This window comes from Paenibacillus sp. FSL R10-2771 (assembly GCF_038000205.1).
Classification (GTDB): Bacteria; Bacillota; Bacilli; order Paenibacillales; family Paenibacillaceae; genus Paenibacillus_AQ; species Paenibacillus_AQ phytohabitans.
Genome location: NZ_JBBOBM010000001.1, coordinates 6,520,990 through 6,541,253 on the forward strand (window position 1 = coordinate 6,520,990; position 20,264 = coordinate 6,541,253).

Sequence of the window (20,264 nt, forward strand, 5' to 3'; positions counted from 1 at the left end):
TTATTAAGGTGGTGACTGATTTGGCCGGTGATTCTATATTTCTGTTCGGCGTATTCGGCGCAGGGCTGTTATCGTTTTTTGCGCCATGTATTCTGCCGTTGCTTCCGGTATATGTGTCTTATCTGTCAGGAAGCCTAGCAGACGGCACGAATCAGGGAGTGGCTGACACCAGCTCCTTCCGGTTTCGTTCCAGTTTTATGATGCGGACGTTATTGTTTGTGCTTGGACTATCTGTAGTCTTCATCTTACTTGGTTTCGGTTCCGGCATCCTGGGCAATATCATATCCAGCCCGAGATTCATTGCCATCTGCGGAGCTATCGTTATCTTATTCGGGATCTATCAGACAGGCCTCATCAAGTTATCTTGGCTGGAACGGGAAAAAAAGCTATCCAGCAATCGTGTTACAAAAGGCGGATATATAGGTGCCTTCCTGCTCGGTCTGACGTTCAGCTTCGGATGGACTCCCTGCATCGGCCCGGTACTCGCAGGCATTCTCAGCATCGCTGCCGGTGAAGGCTCTCCTGCTTATGGAGGCTTCCTCATGTTTCTGTATACGCTCGGTTTAGCCCTCCCCTTCCTGGTCATATCCGTATTCTCGGAAGTTCTGGTGAAGCGGATTCGCCGCTTGTACAGATTCATGGGAGGAATCAAAATCGCGTCCGGCTGTATGCTGATTGTAATGGGACTGCTGCTTATGACAGACCGGCTGAATACGATTGTCGGCTGGATTCAATAAATCGCTAGGAGGGTTAGCTATGAGGAGTGCGTGGAAATGGATGGGATATGTCCTGGTGATTGGCGGAATGCTGTCGCTCCTGATGGCCTGTGGTACGAAGCCGAACGCACCCGCCGGCAATACCGGCTCCCCCGCTGCAATGGACAAAGGAAAGCCTGCACCTGACTTTGCATTACAGGATCTGAAGGGTAACTCCCTTCAACTGTCGGATCTACAGGGTAAGAAAGTGTATGTGAAGTACTGGGCTTCCTGGTGTTCCATCTGTCTGGCCGGACTTGAGGACCTGAATACCTTGGCCGGGCAAGAGAATGATTTCCAGGTGATCACGATTGTTACACCGGATGCCAAGGGAGAGAAGTCCTCCAAGGAATTCACGGAGTGGTTCAATAGACAGTCTTATGACAACTTAACCGTACTTTTGGATGAGGATGGGGTATGGGCCAAGAAATTTGAAGTCAGGGCTTTCCCTACCTCCTTTTATATTGATGCGGACGGAAATCTAGTGAAATCACTCCCGGGTCATGCTTCCAATGAGCAAATTACCCAGACCTTCGGGGAAATGACGTCCACGGTCCGCACTGTCAAGACCCCTCCCATTGCTGATAAGGATCTGCACAATCTGTACCTGGCGGGTGGCTGCTTCTGGGGTGTGGAGGCCTATATGTCCCGCATTCAGGGGGTTCAGGATGTAACCTCGGGTTATGCCAACGGGGAAGGCGAGAATCCGGCCTATGAAGATGTCATTCGCGGGGACCGCGGGTTCGCGGAGACCGTTCATGTGAAATATGATCCGAAGCAAGTGACGCTCCAGCAATTGCTGGAGTCTTATTTCAAAGTGGTTGATCCTACCAGCCGGAATAAGCAAGGCAATGACAGAGGCGTTCAATATCGGACTGGAATCTATTATTCGTCCCCTGAGGATGCAGCCATCATTCAGCAGGCCGTAGATCAGGAGCAGGCGAACTATGATAAGCCGATCGTAACGGAGGTTCTGCCTCTGAAAAACTATTATCTGGCCGAGGAGTACCATCAGGATTATCTGGAGAAGAACCCGAACGGATACTGCCACATTGACTTAAGTATTCTGGATGAGCAAGCGGTTGTGATTGATCCTGCCCAATACCCGCGCCCCTCCGATGAACAATTGAAGGAACAATTAACCGCTGAACAGTATGCGGTCGCTGTCAACAATGATACCGAACATGCCTTCAGCAACGAATACTGGGACAATTACGAACCCGGCCTGTATGTCGATATCACGACTGGAGAGCCCTTATTCACCAGCCGGGACAAATACGATTCCGGTTGCGGATGGCCCAGCTTCACGAAGCCGGTTACCCCGGAGGTGGTAACTTACACCACAGACACCAGCTTCGGCATGGAGCGCACCGAGGTCCGCAGCCAATCCGGCGATATCCACCTGGGTCATGTGTTCGATGACGGCCCCGAAGACCGCGGCGGCAAACGCTACTGCATCAACAGCGCCTCCATCCGCTTCATCCCCCTGGACCAGATGGAAGCGGAGCATTACGGGTATTTATTGGGACTGGTGGAGTAGATCAAGTGGATTCGTACAGATTCTTAAAAAGATCGCCCTCCATACGCTCAAGAGAGCTGTGTGGAGGGCGATTGTTGTTTGTTACTTACTTAACCCCAATATTGCAGGGCAATTTCTTGTCCTTGTCTAATCTTCGCCCACTGCTCATCTTCCGTTAATTCATTACCGCCATCGCAGGACGCGAACCCGCATTGATGGGACAGTAACAATCTGTCCTTATCAATAATTTTTGATGCTTCATCAAGCATTTGAACTACACGGGCCTCATCGTCAAGCGTATTCGTTTTGGAAGACAGTAAGCCTAATACAATTTCCGTCTCCGGTTTATCTTTGAACACCGCCAGCGCCTCAAGGGAGCCTGCACGGTCATCATCCCATTCCAGGAAGAAGCGGTCGTACTTCAGCTGCTTCAGGAACAGATTCGCAATCTTGGCATACGAGCCGCCGCCCATATTACGGGAATCGTAGTTGCCGCGGCAGTTATGCGTCCACATTTTGAGGCCCAAGCTATGACCATAATCAATAATGGTGTTGTTGATGTCAATAAATTCTGCAGCCAGACCCTGTACTTCCTCATGATTGATTTTCTCGCCGGTAAATGGAGAGTTCGGGTTATCATCGGCAAATAACTCCCATAAGCAATCGTCGAATTGCAGAATTTGTCCTCCTGCAGCAGCGAATTCCCCTACAAAATCCTTATAAGCCTTAACCAGACCGTCTTTCAGCTCATCTTTGTCCTTATACACTCCTGTACTGCCAATGTTATCCGACCAGGACAGCTCACCAAAAATATGGGATGGTGAAGGTACGCACAGCTTGGTCTCACGGTCGCCGGCAAGAGCCTGAAGCTTCTTATAGGCATGAATGAAATGATGGTTCTTTCCGCCCAATTCACCTGTAATGCGCAGACCGATATCTTTTCTGGTCTCATATTTGGAAGCTCCATCTATATCTCTGAAGAAATATCCATGATCCGCGATATAGCGGTCAATCCCCTGGAAGCCCCAGACGAAGTCCAGATGCCACATCGATTTGGAGTATTCCCCATCCGTAAGAATGGACAACCCGTTGTCTCTTTCTTTATCCACTACAGCCTGAATGGCCTCCGATTCACACTGCTCATACCCCTGAAAGTCCTGGTAAAAGGGATACTGGATATCATCACGGTGTTCAATCTGCTGTTTATATTCTAATAGCTCCGCCGGACGCAGCAGGCTGCCTACGATTTGAAATCTATTGCACATATATAGTCCTCCTCTATTCTCATACATCTCTTTCTCTTGTGTCTAAATTCTAGCATGGAGGACTTAGAGGTACGTAACACTTAAAAATGATATCTGGTTATAGTCAAAAGGTATAGTAAGGATCTTTTATGTAGTGTCCGTACCATTTTTCCTCCGTGCCGACACAAATAGACTTTTCCCGGTGTGAATTCTAATTGAAAGCCCATCTGTAATTTGCTAATATTAATGGCTGATTAGATTTTCTAGGACTAATGACTCATGATGATCAAGGAGCGGCTGGGCCGGCTGGAGAATGGTGCGGTCGGGTTTGCCATTAAGGATAACGGCAGGGGATGCGTCCCGGGCTGCCGGAAGATTGGCAGAGGGCAGATCTGGCTAAAAAAGAATAAGGAGGTGAACATATGCTTCGGGCGATAATTGTCGATGATGAACGGCTTTCACTTAATCAGCTCAGCTGGGTTCTGTCCGAGAGCGGAGAGGTCGTGATCTGCCAGACCTTCCAGAATCCGGTGAAGGCCTATGAATATGCCAGGGACAACCCTATCGATATTGCTTTTCTGGATATTTCCATGCCGGAGGTAAGCGGGATGAAGTTGTCCCGGCAGCTTCATGAGCTATATGAGGCCATGGACGTGGTATTCGTTACCGGCTATGAGGAATATGCACTTCAGGCGTTCGACGCCAGCGCGACTGACTATCTGCTGAAGCCGGTTTCTGCGGAACGGGTAAGACAGACTCTGGATAAAATAAGGAGGCGGCCGAGGCGGCCGGAGGTGGAGCCTGTGCTGGAGGTATGCATGTTCGGCGGCTTTAAGCTGCTGCACCCCGGACCGGACCGGAAGCCTCTCAAGCTGAGGAGTCCCAAGACGGAGGAGCTGTTCGCTTATCTCCTGTACAAACGCTCAGTCAGCCGTGACGAGATCATGGACACCCTGTGGGGCGGGTTTGAATCCGGAAAGGCAAGCAACAACCTGAATAGCAATCTGTATTATATCCGCAAAGCTATCAGTGAAAGCGGGCTTAAGGTGTGCCTGCTGCCTGACCGGAATGAGGTACAGATTGTGGAGAATTCCCTGTCCTGTGACCTGTATGCATTCGAGCGTTTGCTGAGAGAAATCAGAATGAACCGGGACGGGCATACGGAATTACTGAAACAGGCAGCAGCTTTGTATACCGGACCTTTTCTTAAGGGTAAAACCTACGAATGGGCCAGCACCAAGGCGCGCCGCCTGGAGCAGGATTATATAGAGCTGCAAGAGTTGGCCGCCCGTATCTATCTCGAGCAGCATCAGATGGAGCAGGCACTGCAGGCATATGATGAAATCCTCCGGATCGACGCCCTGCGCGAGGATATCGCCGGGCAGGCCCTGCGGCTGTTGATCGGACTCGGAAGAACAAGCGAGGCCATCCGGCGGTACCGCAAGCTGGAGGAGGTTCTGCTGCAGGAGCTGGGAACACAGCCGGGCACCCCCATCCGAGAGATGATGCATAGATTGAACAGGTAAGCAGAAAGTTTAATAAGCAGACAAAAGCCGATTGCCCTGAAACAGGCAACCGGCTTTTTAGATTAGGATGATACTAACGGATAACCTCGATCCGTTTATCTTGCGGGAACCACATGACATAAGCTCCTAAGGCTTCCGAAACGTAACGCAGCGGCACCATGATTCTGCCGTCAATCGCCTGCGCAGGTACGTCCATGCCTTCAATCAATTCTCCCAAAGTCATTGTCAGCACTTTACCGTCAAGCGTAATGGTCGCTGTTTTGGTTGCGTGGTCCCACTTGACTTCAGCGCCCAAAGCTTCCGCTACAGCCCGGATCGGCACCAGGGTTCTTTGCTCCTGGATAACAGGCGGCACATCGTTTTGCTTAGCAAGTGCTCCAATTGAATACTCTTTGCTGTCAACCTTGAACGTAATCTTGGTAACCGAATCAGCCTTAACGATGCTGTACAAGCTGAAGCTGTCCGTATAGAACTCAAAGCTATTCGTTGCCGGGATATAGACCCCGCCAAGCTTGATCGTCTTATACGTGCCGTCTGCCTGAGGTACGAATCGAACCGCTGTCAGGTTGGTCGTATCACCGGTCAATCCTAGCTCCTTCAAGTTAATCGTGACTTTGACCGGTTCAGCGAAGCTCTTGATTCTCGTGCTGGTGCCGTTCGAATAATTCAGCTGGGCAATCAGGTCCAGAACCTTCCCGCCTAGCGGCTGCAAGCCCGCCTGATCCAGCTTGGCTCCTGCCAACACCTCATCGGTTTTGGACTTCTCTGTCATAAGTATTCCTAACTCCAGGGAAGCACCTAATCCTAGTTTGAGCTCCGGTACGTTCAAGCCATTCTTACCAAAATCAATTACACCAAGCGTAGATTCAAGAATAACCGGCTTCGTAGCCTTCATGATCTCTTGAACCTCAGACGCAGCTGTTTTTACTGTGCCTTGTCCCGTTTCAACTGTGTTCAGTCCATCTGTAATTTTGGTAGACGGCTGTGTCACAGGCTGTGTAGCTGCCGGTGGGGTATAGTTGCTAACCGGCGGTGTATACGAATCTACCGGTGCAGTCTTGATTACAGCTGCCCGGAAGGCATTATAAGCCGCTGTTAATTGCTCATTAGCCTTGTCAATCTCTGCTTGTGTTGCCGCCGTGCGGATGGCATTTTCCGCCGCCGTAATTGCGGCTTGCAGGATTGCTTTGGAACCCGCCGGATACTGTCCTACGCCGTTGCCCTCTGTGCTTTCATTTAAAAGAGTGGTCGCTTCAATAATTTGGGCTTGAATCTCTCCAGCATTTCCAGCTTGAATGACTGCCGCTTCAAAGGCTGCCACCGCTGCTTCCAACGTCGCTTTCGCTGCGTCGATTTGTGCTTGTGTTGCTGGGTTTTCAAGCACTTCTTTGGCTGCTGCGATCGCAGCTTCCAACACTTTTACAGCTTCAGCCGGATATTGGCCTACGCCTTCGCCTACGATGCTGTCTTTCAGCAGCGTTTGTGCACCCGTTACGGCTGCGTCAGCTTCTTCGCTGCTGCCTTTTGTATTAACCGCAGCTTTAAATGTCTTGATTGCTGCTTCCAACGTAGCTTTGGCTTCATCAATCTGCGCTTGCGTTGCCGGGTGATCAAACACTTCTTTGGCTGCCTTGATGGCTGCTTTCAATACGTCGACCGCTTCGGCCGGATACTGGCCTACGCCTTCGCCTACTGGTACATCAACCAGCAATGTTTCTGCTTCGGTCACAGTTGTGTCAGCTTCTTCGCTGCTGCCTTCTTTATTCACTGCATTTTTGAAAGTTGTGATTGCCTCTTCCAATGTTGCTTTGGCTTCATCAATCTGAGCTTGTGTTGCCGGGTGATCAAATACTTCCTTAGCTGCCTTGATTGCTGCTTTCAACACGTCGACTGCTTCTGACGGGTATTGGCCTACGCCTTCGCCTACTGGCACATCGACCAGCAATGCTCCTGCTTCGGTCACAGCTGCGTCAGCTGCTTCACTGCTACCTTCTTTATTTACCGCAGCTTCAAATGTTGTGATTGCTGCTTCTAATGTAGCTTTGGCCTCATCGATCTGCGCCTGAGTTGCTGGATGTTCAAACACTTCTTTGGCTGCCTTGATGGCTGCCTTCAACACGTCGACCGCTTCAGACGGATATTGGCCTACACCTTCCCCTACTGGCACATCGACCAGCAATGTTTCTGCTTCGGTCACAGCTGCGTCAGCTTCTTCGCTGCTGCCTTCTTTATTCACCCTAGCTTCAAATGTCTTGATTGCCGCTTCCAACGTTGCTTTCGCTTCGTCAATTTGTGCTTGTGTTGCCGGGTGATCAAACACTTCCTTAGCTGCCTGGATGGCTGCTTTCAATACGTCGACCGCTTCGGCCGGATACTGGCCTACGCCTTCGCCTACTGGTACATCAACCAGCAATGTTTCTGCTTCGGTCACAGCTGCGTCAGCCTCTTCGCTGCTGCCTTTTGTATTAACCGCAGCTTCAAATGTTATAATGGCTGCTTCCAATGTAGCTTTGGCTTCATCAATCTGCGCTTGCGTGGCTGGGTGTTCAAACACTTCCTTGGCTGCCTGGATGGCTGCTTTTAACACGTCGACTGCTTCTGACGGATATTGGCCAACGCCTTCGCCTACTGGTACATCGACCAGCAGTGCTTCTGCTTCGGTCACAGCTGCGTCAGCTTCTTCGCTGCTGCCTTCTTTATTTACCGCAGCTTCAAATGTCGTGATTGCTGCTTCCAACGTTGCTTTCGCTTCGTCAATCTGCGCCTGCGTTGCCGGGTTTTCGAACACTTCTTTCGCTGCCTTGATTGCTGCTTTCAATACGTCGACTGCTTCTGACGGATATTGGCCTACGCCCTCGCCTACTGGTACATCAACCAGCAATGCTTCTGCTTCGGTCACAGCTGCATCAGCTTCTTCGCTGCTGCCTTCTTTATTCACTGCAGCTTCAAATGTTGTGATTGCTGCTTCTAATGTAGCTTTGGCCTCATCGATCTGCGCCTGAGTTGCTGGATGTTCAAACACTTCTTTGGCTGCCTTGATGGCTGCCTTCAACACGTCGACCGCTTCAGACGGATATTGGCCTACACCTTCCCCTACTGGCACATCGACCAGCAATGTTTCTGCTTCGGTCACAGCTGCGTCAGCTTCTTCGCTGCTGCCTTCTTTATTCACCGTAGCTTCAAATGTCTTGATTGCTGCTTCCAGCGTCGCTTTGGCCTCATCGATCTGAGCTTGCGTTGCCGGGTTTTCGAACACTTCCTTGGCTGCTGCAATCGCTGCTTCCAGTGTTGTTTTGGCTGCCAGCGGGTACTCACCTAAGCCTTCACCTACAACGCTGTCTTTCAGTAGCGTTTCTGCGCCGATCACTACCGCATCAGCTTCTTCACTGCTACCTGCTCCATTTACCTTAGCTACAAATGCGGTAATTGCCGCTTCCAACGCCGCCTTAGCTGTATCAATCTGCGCTTGTGTTGCCGGTTGTTCAAACACTTCCTTGGCTGCTGCAATCGCAGCCTCCAGTGTTGTTTTGGCAGACAGTGGATATTGGCCTACGCCTTCGCCTACAATGCTGTCTCTCAGCAGCGTTTCTGCGCCGGTCATAGCTGCATCAGCTTCTTCACTACTGCCTTCTTTATTCACCGCAGCTTCAAATGCCTTGATTGCTGCTTCCAATGTTGTTTTGGCTGTATCGATCTGCACTTGTGTCGCTGGTTGTTCCAGCACTTCCTTGGCTGCTGCAATCGCTGCCTCCAGTGTTGTTTTGGCTGCCAGCGGGTACTGGCCTACGCCTTCGCCTACAATGCTGTCTCTCAGCAGCGTTTCTGCGCTGGTCACTACCGCATCAGCTTCTTCGCTGCTGCCTTCTTTATTCACTGTATTCTTGAAAGTTGTGATCGCTGCTTCCAACGCCGCCTTAGCTGTATCAATCTGCGCTTGCGTCGCTGGTTGTTCCAACACTTCCTTAGCTGCTGCAATCGCTGCTTCGAGTCCTGTTTTGGCTGTCAGCGGATATTCGCCTACGCCTTCACCTACAACGCTGTCTTTCAGTAGCGTTTCTGCGCCGATCACAGCTGCATCAGCTTCTTCGCTGCCGCCTTCTTTATTCACTGCATTTTTGAAAGTTGCGATCGCTGCTTCCAGCGCCGCTTTAGCTGTGTCAATCTGCGCTTGTGTCGCTGGTTGTTCCAGCACTTCCTTGGCTGCTGCAATCGCAGCTTCCAGTGTTGTTTTGGCTGTCAGCGGATATTCGCCTACGCCTTCACCTACAACGCTGTCTTTCAGTAGCGTTTCTGCGCCGATCACTACCGCGTCAGCTTCTTCGCTGCTACCTGCTCCATTTACCTTAGCTACAAATGCGGTAATTGCCGCTTCCAACGCCGCTTTAGCTGTGTCAATCTGCGCTTGTGTCGCTGGTTGTTCCAACACTTCCTTAGCTGCTGCAATCGCTGCTTCCAGTCCTGTTTTGGCTGTCAGCGGATATTCGCCTACGCCTTCACCTACAACGCTGTCTTTCAGTAGCGTTTCTGCGCCGATCACTACCGCGTCAGCTTCTTCAGTGTCTCCAGCCAGTATCTGCGCCTTCTTAAACACATCGACCGCGTCTACAAGGGCTTGGTAAGTAGCATCAAGCTTCACTTGCGAAGAGGGTTTATCGACCACAATAATCGCTGCATCAAATACTGCCTCCAATGCTGCTATTGCCTCAGCCGGATATTGTCCAACTCCGGTTCCTGCTTTGCTGGCCTCCAAAAGCCTGCCTACCTCATAAATTTTTTCGAGAGCTTTCGAGATATTGCCCGCTGGAATTATTTTAGCGATGAAAATACCTGCCGCATCTATCAGTTCCTCATAAGCCTGGTCAATCTCCTGCTGGGTAGCCGGTTCGCTGATCACATTCGATGCTGCCGTAACCGCTGATTGCAAAATCGCTTTTGATCCTGCCGGATATTCTCCTGCGTCATCCCCCTCTTTGCTGTTGCTCAAAAGAGTGGTCAAATCCGTAATGGCCAATTGAAGATTTGTGCTGTCCCCGGCACGAACTACAGATTTCTGAAAATCTTCAACCGCATCCGCAAGTGTTTGGAGTGCTTCCTCTATTTCTTCTTGAGTTGACGGCCCGCCTACTACTATGTTTGCCGCCTCAATGGCTGTCATGAACAACGCTTTGACTTCCGGCCAATATTGCCCTGCACCGTAGCCCTCCGGGCTAGTATCATAGAGTGTCATTGCCTCCGACAACGCCATTAGAAGCGGGGCATACTCGCCCTCCTGAATCTTAGCATTTTCGAAAGCTTCGATTGCTTGTACCAAATCATGATGGGCATCATCAATCTGTTGCTGTGTCCCGGGGGAATCCATCAGAGACTCGGCAGCTTCAACAGCCTTATCCAAAGCATCGAAGGCTTCTGACGGATACTCTCCAGGGCGATCACCCTCTGCGCTAAAACTCAAAAGATTTCTTGCTGCTTCAATTTTGAGTTGGAGCTCTGTGCTGTTCCCTTCCTTGATCACCGCAGCTTCAAAAGCTACAACTGCGTTGTTCAGAGTTAGGATAGCCTCATCCATTGCTACTTGAGTCGCTTCTTCATTTGCCAAGTTTTCTGCATTTGTAATCGCGGATGCCAGTAAGTCCATGGCTTCTAGCGGATATTCTCCTACAGCATTTCCTTCAGTACTTCCCTCCAGGAGGATTTTCGCCTCAGTAATTGCGGCTTGTAGTGCTGTATTGTCTCCAGCCTTAATTACAGACGCCTTAAAATTCGCCAATGAATTATTCATACTCGCTAACGCTTGATCAACTTCCAATTGAGTAGACATCAGGTTGATTAACGTTTCCCACGCTGCTTCTATGGAACCTTGGAGAATGTCCTTCGAATCTGCCGGATATTGTCCAACTTTGGTACCTACTTCACTGGCATCCAAAAATGCCCGGGCAGTCTCGATGCCAGCCTGGAGCGCTACTTTATTAGTATCGGGATTCTTTGAATCCTTAAAAACCTGTAGTGCATTCACCAAATTTTCATAGGCTTCATTAATTTGTGCTTCGGTCCCTGAATTCCTAATCAGAACATTTGCTGCATCGATGACACTGTACAAATCTGTGTAAGCTGATGAAGGATACTGTCCTGGTCCATCTCCTTCCGAAGCAAACCTCAGGAAATCCCATATCTCACCAATTTTCTCCTGGAGTACCGAGGGATCTCCCCTCTTAATTTCGGAGTCTAAGAATTTTGTAATTGCGGCATCCAAAGCTTGATAGGCAGCCTCTAGCTCAGCTTCGGTAGAGGTGGGATTATTCCATTCTTTAGCCGAAGTAATAGCAGCTCCTAGCGTATCTCTTGCCTCAGCCGGATATTGACCGTAGTCTGTCCCCACAGTGGTATAATCGAATATCCTTTGCGCATAGCTAATCTTGGCCTGAAACGGTGTCACTACTGCCGCGCGAAATATCTCTATGGCATCGGATAACATTTGATGTGCATTTTTAATCTCTGCTTGATTATCTGAATAGTGGTACACATCTACTGCTTGCATAATGGCATCGTTTAAAGCGTCTTTTGCTTGTCTTGAGTATTGTCCTTCGCCATCTCCCTCAAGACTATATAGATAAAGGTCGGATGCCTCGATAACTTTTAAATACAAGTCATCCCTAGTGATCTCGGGACTTTCTGGTTCTTCCGGCTCTTCCGGTTCCTCCGAACCGTATAGTTCACGCGGGATAGAGGTGCTATATAAGCCAGTAAGAGCATAAGGATTCATGCCCTGCGGATAATAGTACCATTGGTAGCCCCGATTGGTGGATATAAAGTACTCTATCGTATAGGCTTCCATTTGTTTAAATTCGGGATCAGCCAAATTAACGGTGTACGTATCGCCGTCCACATGGGTTAGTTGGCCCATACCCTTCACTATACTTAATCCATCGGAAGTTAATTCTGACCTGTAATAGACATTGATTGTTGGAACTTCGCCTTCCTGCAACTGCGTAATCTTGAATGTAGCGGGTATATTGTCGAAACTGGTAACAACAGGCGGAGTGTGCTCGACTATAGCTGCTGTGGAAAAGTCCGGCGGATCAGCCAACTTAACCGTCAAAGCTCCTTCCAACGAGTTCATGTCAATAACCTCGGGATATTGCAGGAATCCCCCATCTTCATCTAACATAGTGAAAAAATAAGTCATTTCATACGCATTGAATTCTCTTATCTTACTCTTGACTTGATAGGTAATGTCAGCAGAAAATACTGAACTATTGTCGTCTTCCCGTGTCAGGCTAATAATGTCACCCGGCACCATACCATAGGCATGCTTAAAAAATGTTCTTATCTGTACATTGTGAATTCCGCCATCCAGTGCCGTTGCACTTACGATGAGATGATTAAGATCACTTGTATCCAGCGGCGTAGGGGCTATTCTTGGCTGCGCCGGTTGCGGAGTACCCCCACCTGAATTCACAGTAATAGTATGAGTAGTATAAAAATTATCCGGCAATACAGCTTTGATGGTAATCGTTCCAGCTGGTGCTCCTTTATCAACGAACAGTGTATTGCCCACAATCCGCTTGCCTACCGGATTTTCTTCCACAATGGATAATTGAACATAATCTGGAGGATAAGACGCCTCCCCGTACTCAAAGGTAACAAGCATCTCTGCCTCATACGATTCATCCGTAACATCAATAGTATCCTCCAGGTCTCTCAATCCAGCAGGAGTATACTTCATAATATTTGCATCCTCTTTCAATACCAGATCAGCCGCATGTATCAAGCCCGTCGGTATGATCATCGCAAACACCAGCAACAAGGCGATTATCCGTTTAAATCTCAATGCCTTTTCCTCCATTATTTTCATTTTTTCTACATCAATTTATTCTACACGACAGCGCTAAACGTAGAATAAACAAGAAAACCGCCACGAATGGTGGCGGCATGAAGTAATGGATAGTCTACGGGGTTCAGTCCTGATCCTTATTCTTTTTCCTATACTCTTCTTTGATTCTCTCAGCCTCAGCCCACTCCTCCGGCGGAGTGAAGTACGCATCATACTCCTTCAGCGCCTCCGGCGACTGCTGCTCTCTCCATTCCCATAAGTGCATCAAGTAATCTTCACCATACCCCATTCTCCAGCCAATGCTGAACGGCTCAATTTCAGGATACACTATCCACTGCGGCAGCAAGAATTCCGGCACATATTCATCTAATCCGTTCCTAATCTCCATCAGCAGCTTGCCCAGCATATTGCCGCCTTGGCCGTTACCACCGTCTCCCCAGTAGGCATCATTGGCGGTATGTTCAACTAAGGTACAATCGCCTGTCGACAACAGGATGGACTTTATAGCGGGGTGCTGCTCAACTTTAGCCATCAGCGCTTCTCTCATAACCTCAACCTTGCATGCTTCCCAGTCGGAACGAAGCGGCTTACTCCGGTCCCGCCCCAAGCGTGCTGTATCCATCGGCGTTCCGGCGAGCCGGACCTCTTCCTCATGCTCAGTGCCTGCGAACTTCTGCGCCTGAAAATAGTGCTCCGTGGTTGCCCACGCCTTGCCTTTTAACACTATGGGGTACTTCGCAAAATTAGAGAAACAACCGTAAGGCTTATCTGTTTCATAGAAGCGTATAAAGCGTTCTTCGGGATTGAGAGCCAGCAGCTTTCTTCTGTTGTCTTCAAGTATCTTCTGGATGTGTTCCGGGGTGTTCATAATGAGCGTGCCTCCTTGTCCTATATTATCTAACCGTCATTCAAGTTCATAGTGAATCTACAAAAACGCGCCGAAATACAACTCTACCGCCTCCTGAGAATAGCCGTCTTCTCCCTGCCACTCAGCCATAGAGTTAAAATCATGACTCCCGCCTTTGCGCTTCCGGGGTGTGTCCCGCGGTACCAGCAATCCGGCATATCCCCAGATCTCCATCAGCACATCCCGTTCATTCTTACTGGAGGGAATCACGTCCTTCCACCGCTTCTCCAGCATCCGCGCACTCTCATGGTCCGCACAATCCCGTATCGCTTCGAGCATCCCGGAGAGTATGGCAGTATCCTCGGCGGTAACCTCGAACTCTTCTTCTTTACTTAATAATTCAAGGTCCATCCAGCAGTATAAAAGCCAATTCAGACGAATTCCGCCCCATTTGACCCGTTCGAAATTCAGCACATTCAAGTCCTCATTCATATATTCCCGGTCAGACATTAATCTGTAAAAGTTACAATCCCAGCAGCAGCTATAATTGGGCCGTACAACACTCCGCTGCTCATAGTTATGTACTGGTAGCGCGGAAGTCAGAGCCCAGCTCGAAAGGGCGCTCCGCAAATGGACCTTCTTCGTCGACAGACTGTGCAGGAACGCATCGGCTACCCGCTCCTTGGTAATCGCCCCATGCAGCTCATGCAGCCGCTGGATAATCTCGTCATGGGTAATCGTCACAGGATCGAACATCAGACCTTTGCTTTTGGCATAGTCGAAATCCTCGCCACTGAAGGCAGCAGGACTACTCTTCCAGCCAGCTGAGGTCCAGAAGGTGTTCATCAGGATTTTCTTTGCTTTGTTGTCCATGGAGTCACTTCCTCGGGTTTGGCTTAAACCGCTCTATAGCTTAGTTCTATAGCTTCTATGTAATTACCTGTTTACCGGAACTTTGACTAAGCTTAATTCTCTCGATCTGCATAAAATAATAGACCGCCAGGAGGCGATCTACCTATTACTGCCGATTAGCGAGCTTAACCGCTCCAGGAGGTCTCCACCGCCAGTGACAGAGATAGAGCCGATTTTGTCGCATATTTTCTCGAGGAATTCCAGCTCCTTCAGACGGAACAGTGTCTGATTCTCGTCCATCAGCTTCGCCGTATTCAGCAGGCTGCGCGTCGAAGCCGTCTCTTCCCGGCGGGTAAGCAGGTTCGCCTGCGCCTTCTTCTCTGCGAGCAGGACGGTGTTTAGGATGTCTTTCATTTCCCCCGGCAGAATCACATCCTTCACCCCCGCCCCGAGGAAACGCACCCCGAACGCCTCTTCCTTCTCCTGGATACGGGACAGAATGAATGTGGCAACATCCTCTTTTCGTTTCAGAAGATCGTCCAATTTCAGCGTCCCGACATACTCCCGGAGCAGGAGCTGAAGCTGGATGTGTATCTGCTCGTCAAAAGCCTTCATCTCCAGAACGCGGTGCGGACTTACGATTGTGTACTGGCATACGAAGTTCAGACGCAGCGAGACCTTATCTTCTGTCATCATTTCCTGGCCAACCAGATCCATCTGCTGTTGTCTTAGATCGACCGTCTTCGTCAGCACCGAGACCGGACCCTTCCAGAAATAATACTTACCAGGTGTAAGCTCCCGATTGAGCGTATGATCATAGAACAGGAATCCCTGCTCGTAACTAGCGATTTCGCAGCACTGCACATACGGAGTAAGCTTCGAGATAATCGAGCGGTCGATCCCGGCAGGCAGCTCCGGCTGTCTGATATCCGTATGTACGAAGGTGTGCTTCCTCAGGAGGTTCCAATAAGCATACACACCCGGCTTCAGCAGCTGCATGAATTGGCCATCCTCATAGTGCAGAACAATCTCATGATCCTGTACGCGTACGACATCGAGCTCCCGCAAGAGTTCATCATCCTGTAGGAACAGCTGCAGGTCTTTACCCTCGACACTAAACGGTTTGGCAATATTCAGTACTGCCACTGTATGCTGCGACCATGATAAGTAACGGTAGGTTCCCGGCAGCAGCCGCTTCACATAACTTCCCTTATGAAAGAGCAGACCGCGCTGGTCCGCTTGAATCGTTATTTGCTTCAACATATGTATGCCCCCTTAATGTTTGACCAATGGATGACAGAATCCCGCTGCAGCTCAGACGGAATCACGTTTGAGACAGGCGGCCCTGCCGGGAGGTCCGGGAGGACTACTTGAGGTCCGAGGCTAACCCTACTTCAGCCGGCCTTCGTTCCCTTCTGTCCTTGCCACAGCCTCCCCAGCTACCGCACCATCGGTATCCACGGATTGCAAAGCCCTTCCGCAGTGCGCTATACCAGCCGCCAGAGATTCTGTCCATTGGTTTCCTTACTCAGATTGTGCTTCAATTGTCGCTCGATGGAAATCGAGTACTCTACCAGAATCGCTCCCAAGGCGATTGGGGAATCGAACCCCAAAGGTGACTCTTACCGAAACGGACCGTACAGGATACCGTAACATACATGCCGGCACTGCGGGATCACCTGAGATCCCCGCCTCGTTACGCCCGCCCGGATAAGAACCGGATGTAGGATGAACGCGCTCGGCGTTATCATCTTACAGGTTCTATCATCGCTGAAATCAGGCTGAACGAACATGGCGAAAGTATTACGACGGAAGAATATATTTCCATGGAGAGTCTTGGGCTGCATAGAAAAAAGCTCAAAGGCAGGGATGGGAAGCCTGCGCTTGAGCTTTTTTGGGGGATTCGGTTCGTATATTAAAATTTATTCATTCGTGGTCCCTAATGTTCATGTTCGGCATGTTCATTATCGCGCTGCTAAATTACCTCAAAAAGAAATAGACCGCCCTTCTCAAGGGAAGCGGTCTATTCTTTGACTGGTTTACCTTTAAAAGCCTCCGCCCTTAAAAGCGGCTATTGCTCCGAGAGTCGTGTTAGCGCACAGCTCTCTTTGTATTATACTTTTTTCTGCCTTTACTACCACAAGTCATTTCATAAAGTAAGAAAATCTCAGTTGCATTAATCTAAAACGAAATGATTACCCTCATGCTGATCTAGTCCCGCCCAAATCGCGCTGTATCTATAGAATTCTGCGGAGCCGGACCTCTTCCTCATATGCAGTATGTAAACATTAATGAAATTATACTAAAATAGTATTATCAATGCAGAATCTATAACTTTCTCATTAAGCTGCATAACCGGAGGGAACTAATGAAAAAACATATTCATGTAGTTGGTGCTGTGATCATTGAAAATGAAAAGATACTTTGTGCGCAGCGAGGAGCTAGCAAAGCATTGGCTTACATGTGGGAATTCCCAGGCGGGAAAATTGAGGATGGCGAAACACCACAGTCTGCACTAAAACGAGAGATCGATGAAGAAATGAACTGCACAATCGAAATTGGTGAAGCGATCGAGACCACTGTGTATGAATATGACTTTGGTTTTGTTCATCTCACTACTTTTTATTGCAATCTATTAAAAGGTACACCAACCTTAACTGAACATGTTGCCATACAATGGCTACCTGCTAATGAATTGATGTCTTTAGAATGGGCACCTGCTGATATTCCTGCTGTTCAAAAAATTCAAGAAACACTGGGGAATTGAAATGGACAATCCCCTTCTACATTTGAACAGTTCTTTAAATTGGGCATTTATTGACCATCAACAGGATTCACCGGATAAATATAAGCCAAAACTATTAGTCAATAATAAGGACACCAATGATTACGTGCTTACACCTTTGCTAGAGGAGCTTGATCACTGTTCCTCTTTCATTATTTCTGTTGCATTTATTACGGAGAGTGGCTTAGCCACTCTTAAATCTCATTTAGCTGATCTGAAATCACGAGGAATTACTGGTAAAATCCTAACTTCCAATTATCTAAACTTTAACAAGCCCAAAATATATAGTGAGTTGCTAAAAATAACGAATGTTGAAGTTCGTTTGACAGATCTAAGTGGTTTTCATGCTAAAGGTTACGTTTTTCAACATGAAGATCATTCAACAATCATTATGGGAAGCTCTAATCTGACTGCTGCAGCATTAAAAGCCAACTACGAATGGAACGTGAAATTAACATCTTTTAAACATGGGGGCCTCCTAGGGCAGTTCCATAGTGAGTTTGAAAAGGTATGGCTTAATGCTGTTCCACTAACGAATAAATGGATCGAATTATATCAAATTCTTTATGAAGAGGTTCAGAAGGTAACCCGTAATGATCGACTAGCAATGCCCTTCACTCCTGAAAAGTTCCCTCAAACCGTATCTGGTTTAGTCTCACCTAATAAAATGCAGGAGAGAGCACTACAAAATCTAAAAGAGTTGCGCACAACAGGGGCAGTTAAAGGACTTGTTATTTCAGCGACAGGAACAGGAAAAACCTATCTCTCTGCTTTTGACGTGAAAAGCTTTGCTCCAAGCAGAATGTTATTCGTAGTACACCGAGAACAAATTTTGCAAAAAGCTTTGGCTGATTATCAGCGAATTCTAGGCGGTGCGGACAGTGATTTTGGTATTTTATCCGGAAACAGTAAAGAAACAGAGGCTAAGTACCTCTTTGCTACAATTCAAACTATCTCTCAGGACTCCTCATTAAGCAATTTTAATCCTGAGGCGTTTGATTATATTCTGATTGACGAAGTTCACAAAGCCGGAGCACGTTCCTACCTTAAAGTTATCGAACATTTCAAACCTAAGTTCCTACTGGGCATGACAGCAACTCCAGAACGCACTGATGAATTTAATATATATGAACTCTTCGACTACAACATCGCTTATGAAATTCGCCTTCAGGAAGCTTTGGAGGAAGACATGTTGTGTCCATTTCACTACTTTGGCGTTACTGACTTTGAATACAACGGCCAAATCATTGACGATACGACTCTACTCTCCCAGTTAGTCACTGATGAAAGAGTAACTTATGTAATTGAAAAGATTGAATATTACGGTTACTCAGGGGAAGCCATAAAGGGATTAATCTTTTGTAGTCGCAGAGAAGAAGCTATCGAGCTATCTAACATTCTAAATATGAAAGGTTATCGTACAGTAGCTTTGACTGGAAGCGATAGTCAAGAAACACGGGAGCGCTGTGTAACTGATCTTGAATCAGGTAACCTAGACTATATTCTAACTGTAGATATTTTCAATGAAGGAATCGATATCCCTTGTATTAACCAAGTTGTGATGCTCCGTCAAACTCAGTCCAGTATAGTGTTTGTTCAGCAGCTAGGACGTGGCTTACGTAAGCATCCTAATAAAGAGTTCGTCACGATCATCGACTTTATTGGTAACTATAAAAATAATTATTTGATTCCTGTAGCCCTTTCTGGAGACCAGACTCAGAACAAGGATAATATCCGTCGTCATATGAAGGACACCAGTTATATTAAGGGCATCTCAACCATTAACTTCGAAGAAATTGCCATTCAACAAATTTATCGCTCGATTAGTAATAGCAATCTAACAGCACTCAAGATTCTTAAAGAATCTTACTCTCAACTTAAAAATCGCCTTAATCGAATACCCAAACTAATGGATTTCATTGAAGCAAATTCAATTGATCCGCTTATATTCACTGATGAGCATTCCAGCTATTATCACTTTCTACAAAAGATTAAAGAAAACATTCCCATCTTATCAGAGCACGAGAAGAATTATATAGCGATGTTATCAGCAGAGATTCTTAATGGAAAACGTAGGCATGAAATTATATTAATAAACTTACTTCTCTCTAAAGATAATGTCACTTCGACGCAGTATATGAATGCCCTTATGGAGGATGGATGTCCAACAGATTCCAGAACTATTGATTCTGTCACACGTGTACTCAACCTATCATTTTTCACCGAACCAACAAGGGAAAAATATGGAGAAACAGCTATAGTGCAATTCGATCCATCTCAAAATTATGTTTTCCACCCAATGTTGGCTAACTCGCTAAAGAATAACATGTATTTTCGAGAAATGGTCATTGATATTATTCAGACTGCATTTCATAAAAATGAACAGTATGATTGTGGCGAACCCTTAACCTTATACAAGAAGTATTCCAGAAAAGATTCTTGTAAACTTTTGAATTGGAGTAATGATGAGGGCTCAACTATCTATGGTTATAAAACAAAACATCAGACTTGCCCAATCTTTGTAACCTATCACAAACAGGAAGAAATAGAAGCAAGTACGAAATATCAAGAAAACTTCATCAACGCAGAGGTTCTAACGTGGTCAACAAGAAGTAGACGAACACTTGAATCTGAGGAGGTTAAAACGATTCTTGAGGCAGACCGCTTAAAGATCAACCTTCATGTTTTCGTGAAAAAGGATGATGCAGATGGAACAGAATTCTACTACTTAGGTAAAGCACATCCCGATCAATCGAGCGCTGTACAGGCATCTATGCTGGATAAGAATAATGAGTCTATATCCGTTGTGCATATGAATCTGCTATTAGAGAATGCTGTGGAAAGTAAGCTTTATGGGTATCTGACTAAATCTTGAAATGTATCAATAACTAAGGACGTGAATACA

12 protein-coding genes are annotated in these 20,264 nt (G+C 47.6%); 7 read left to right on the forward strand and 5 right to left on the reverse strand.

Features of this window, described 5'->3' with window-relative positions; all coding sequences use genetic code 11:
• Nucleotides 1-20: 20 nt before the first annotated feature.
• Together NSU14_RS28120 and msrAB are read left to right on the forward strand one after the other, a co-directional pair.
• Nucleotides 21-737: a cytochrome c biogenesis CcdA family protein gene (locus tag NSU14_RS28120; protein WP_042133518.1), complete on the forward strand. Its 717-nt coding sequence runs from the start codon at nt 21-23 to the stop codon at nt 735-737.
• A 19-nt stretch (nt 738-756) separates the two neighbouring features.
• Complete coding sequence (gene msrAB / locus NSU14_RS28125; RefSeq protein WP_336102676.1) at nt 757-2,295, forward strand: bifunctional peptide-methionine (S)-S-oxide reductase MsrA/peptide-methionine (R)-S-oxide reductase MsrB; 1,539 nt, start codon at nt 757-759, stop codon at nt 2,293-2,295.
• A gap of 89 nt (nt 2,296-2,384) precedes the next feature.
• On the opposite strand, the gene NSU14_RS28130 is transcribed toward msrAB, so the two are convergent.
• Nucleotides 2,385-3,539, reverse strand: a complete 1,155-nt coding sequence (locus tag NSU14_RS28130; protein ID WP_076248932.1) for a cobalamin-independent methionine synthase II family protein — start codon at nt 3,537-3,539, stop codon at nt 2,385-2,387.
• Between the two features lie 258 nt (nt 3,540-3,797).
• Between NSU14_RS28130 and NSU14_RS28135 the strand changes: the two genes are divergently transcribed.
• Nucleotides 3,798-3,956 (forward strand): hypothetical protein, encoded by a 159-nt coding sequence (locus NSU14_RS28135; protein ID WP_179093664.1) that lies wholly within the window; start codon nt 3,798-3,800, stop codon nt 3,954-3,956.
• On the forward strand, nt 3,941-5,044 hold the full coding sequence (locus NSU14_RS28140; RefSeq protein ID WP_340947993.1) for a response regulator: 1,104 nt from the start codon (nt 3,941-3,943) through the stop codon (nt 5,042-5,044). Before NSU14_RS28135 ends, NSU14_RS28140 begins: the two co-directional genes overlap by 16 nt.
• 73 nt (nt 5,045-5,117) lie before the next feature.
• Here the strand turns inward: NSU14_RS28140 and NSU14_RS28145 are convergent, their stop codons facing one another.
• The 4 genes from NSU14_RS28145 to NSU14_RS28160 form a co-directional block, all read right to left on the reverse strand.
• Nucleotides 5,118-12,887, reverse strand: a complete 7,770-nt coding sequence (locus NSU14_RS28145) for a stalk domain-containing protein (protein ID WP_340947995.1) — start codon at nt 12,885-12,887, stop codon at nt 5,118-5,120.
• Nucleotides 12,888-12,999: 112 nt separating this feature from the next.
• The gene (locus tag NSU14_RS28150; protein ID WP_340947996.1) at nt 13,000-13,743 is read right to left on the reverse strand and encodes an NADAR family protein; all 744 of its coding nucleotides are present in this window, start codon (nt 13,741-13,743) and stop codon (nt 13,000-13,002) included.
• Between the two features lie 57 nt (nt 13,744-13,800).
• Entirely contained in the window at nt 13,801-14,595 is a 795-nt protein-coding gene (locus tag NSU14_RS28155) for a hypothetical protein (RefSeq protein WP_340947997.1), read from the reverse strand.
• A gap of 138 nt (nt 14,596-14,733) precedes the next feature.
• On the reverse strand, nt 14,734-15,837 hold the full coding sequence (locus NSU14_RS28160; protein ID WP_340947999.1) for a slipin family protein: 1,104 nt from the start codon (nt 15,835-15,837) through the stop codon (nt 14,734-14,736).
• Between the two features lie 631 nt (nt 15,838-16,468).
• Between NSU14_RS28160 and NSU14_RS36065 the strand changes: the two genes are divergently transcribed.
• The 3 genes from NSU14_RS36065 (at nt 16,469) to NSU14_RS28170 (ending at nt 20,234) form a co-directional block, all read left to right on the forward strand.
• Nucleotides 16,469-16,573, forward strand: coding sequence for a putative holin-like toxin (locus tag NSU14_RS36065; RefSeq protein WP_445670069.1), 105 nt, complete (start codon nt 16,469-16,471; stop codon nt 16,571-16,573).
• Between the two features lie 369 nt (nt 16,574-16,942).
• Nucleotides 16,943-17,341, forward strand: coding sequence for a (deoxy)nucleoside triphosphate pyrophosphohydrolase (locus NSU14_RS28165; protein WP_340948000.1), 399 nt, complete (start codon nt 16,943-16,945; stop codon nt 17,339-17,341).
• 1 nt (nt 17,342) lies between these two features.
• Nucleotides 17,343-20,234, forward strand: coding sequence for a DEAD/DEAH box helicase (locus NSU14_RS28170; RefSeq protein ID WP_340948001.1), 2,892 nt, complete (start codon nt 17,343-17,345; stop codon nt 20,232-20,234).
• Nucleotides 20,235-20,264: the final 30 nt, after the last annotated feature.

Excerpts from the sequence above, each read along its gene's own strand:
- NSU14_RS28130 (WP_076248932.1), bottom strand. The coding sequence starts at position 3,539 with ATGTGCAATAGATTTCAAATCGTAGGCAGCCTGCTGCGTCCGGCGGAG.
- NSU14_RS28135 (WP_179093664.1), top strand. The coding sequence starts at position 3,798 with ATGATGATCAAGGAGCGGCTGGGCCGGCTGGAGAATGGTGCGGTCGGG.
- NSU14_RS28155 (WP_340947997.1), bottom strand. The coding sequence starts at position 14,595 with ATGGACAACAAAGCAAAGAAAATCCTGATGAACACCTTCTGGACCTCA.
- NSU14_RS28140 (WP_340947993.1), top strand. The coding sequence starts at position 3,941 with ATGCTTCGGGCGATAATTGTCGATGATGAACGGCTTTCACTTAATCAG.
- NSU14_RS28150 (WP_340947996.1), bottom strand. The coding sequence starts at position 13,743 with ATGAACACCCCGGAACACATCCAGAAGATACTTGAAGACAACAGAAGA.
- NSU14_RS28170 (WP_340948001.1), top strand. The coding sequence starts at position 17,343 with ATGGACAATCCCCTTCTACATTTGAACAGTTCTTTAAATTGGGCATTT.
- NSU14_RS28145 (WP_340947995.1), bottom strand. The coding sequence starts at position 12,887 with ATGGAGGAAAAGGCATTGAGATTTAAACGGATAATCGCCTTGTTGCTG.
- msrAB (WP_336102676.1), top strand. The coding sequence starts at position 757 with ATGAGGAGTGCGTGGAAATGGATGGGATATGTCCTGGTGATTGGCGGA.
- NSU14_RS28165 (WP_340948000.1), top strand. The coding sequence starts at position 16,943 with ATGAAAAAACATATTCATGTAGTTGGTGCTGTGATCATTGAAAATGAA.
- NSU14_RS28160 (WP_340947999.1), bottom strand. The coding sequence starts at position 15,837 with ATGTTGAAGCAAATAACGATTCAAGCGGACCAGCGCGGTCTGCTCTTT.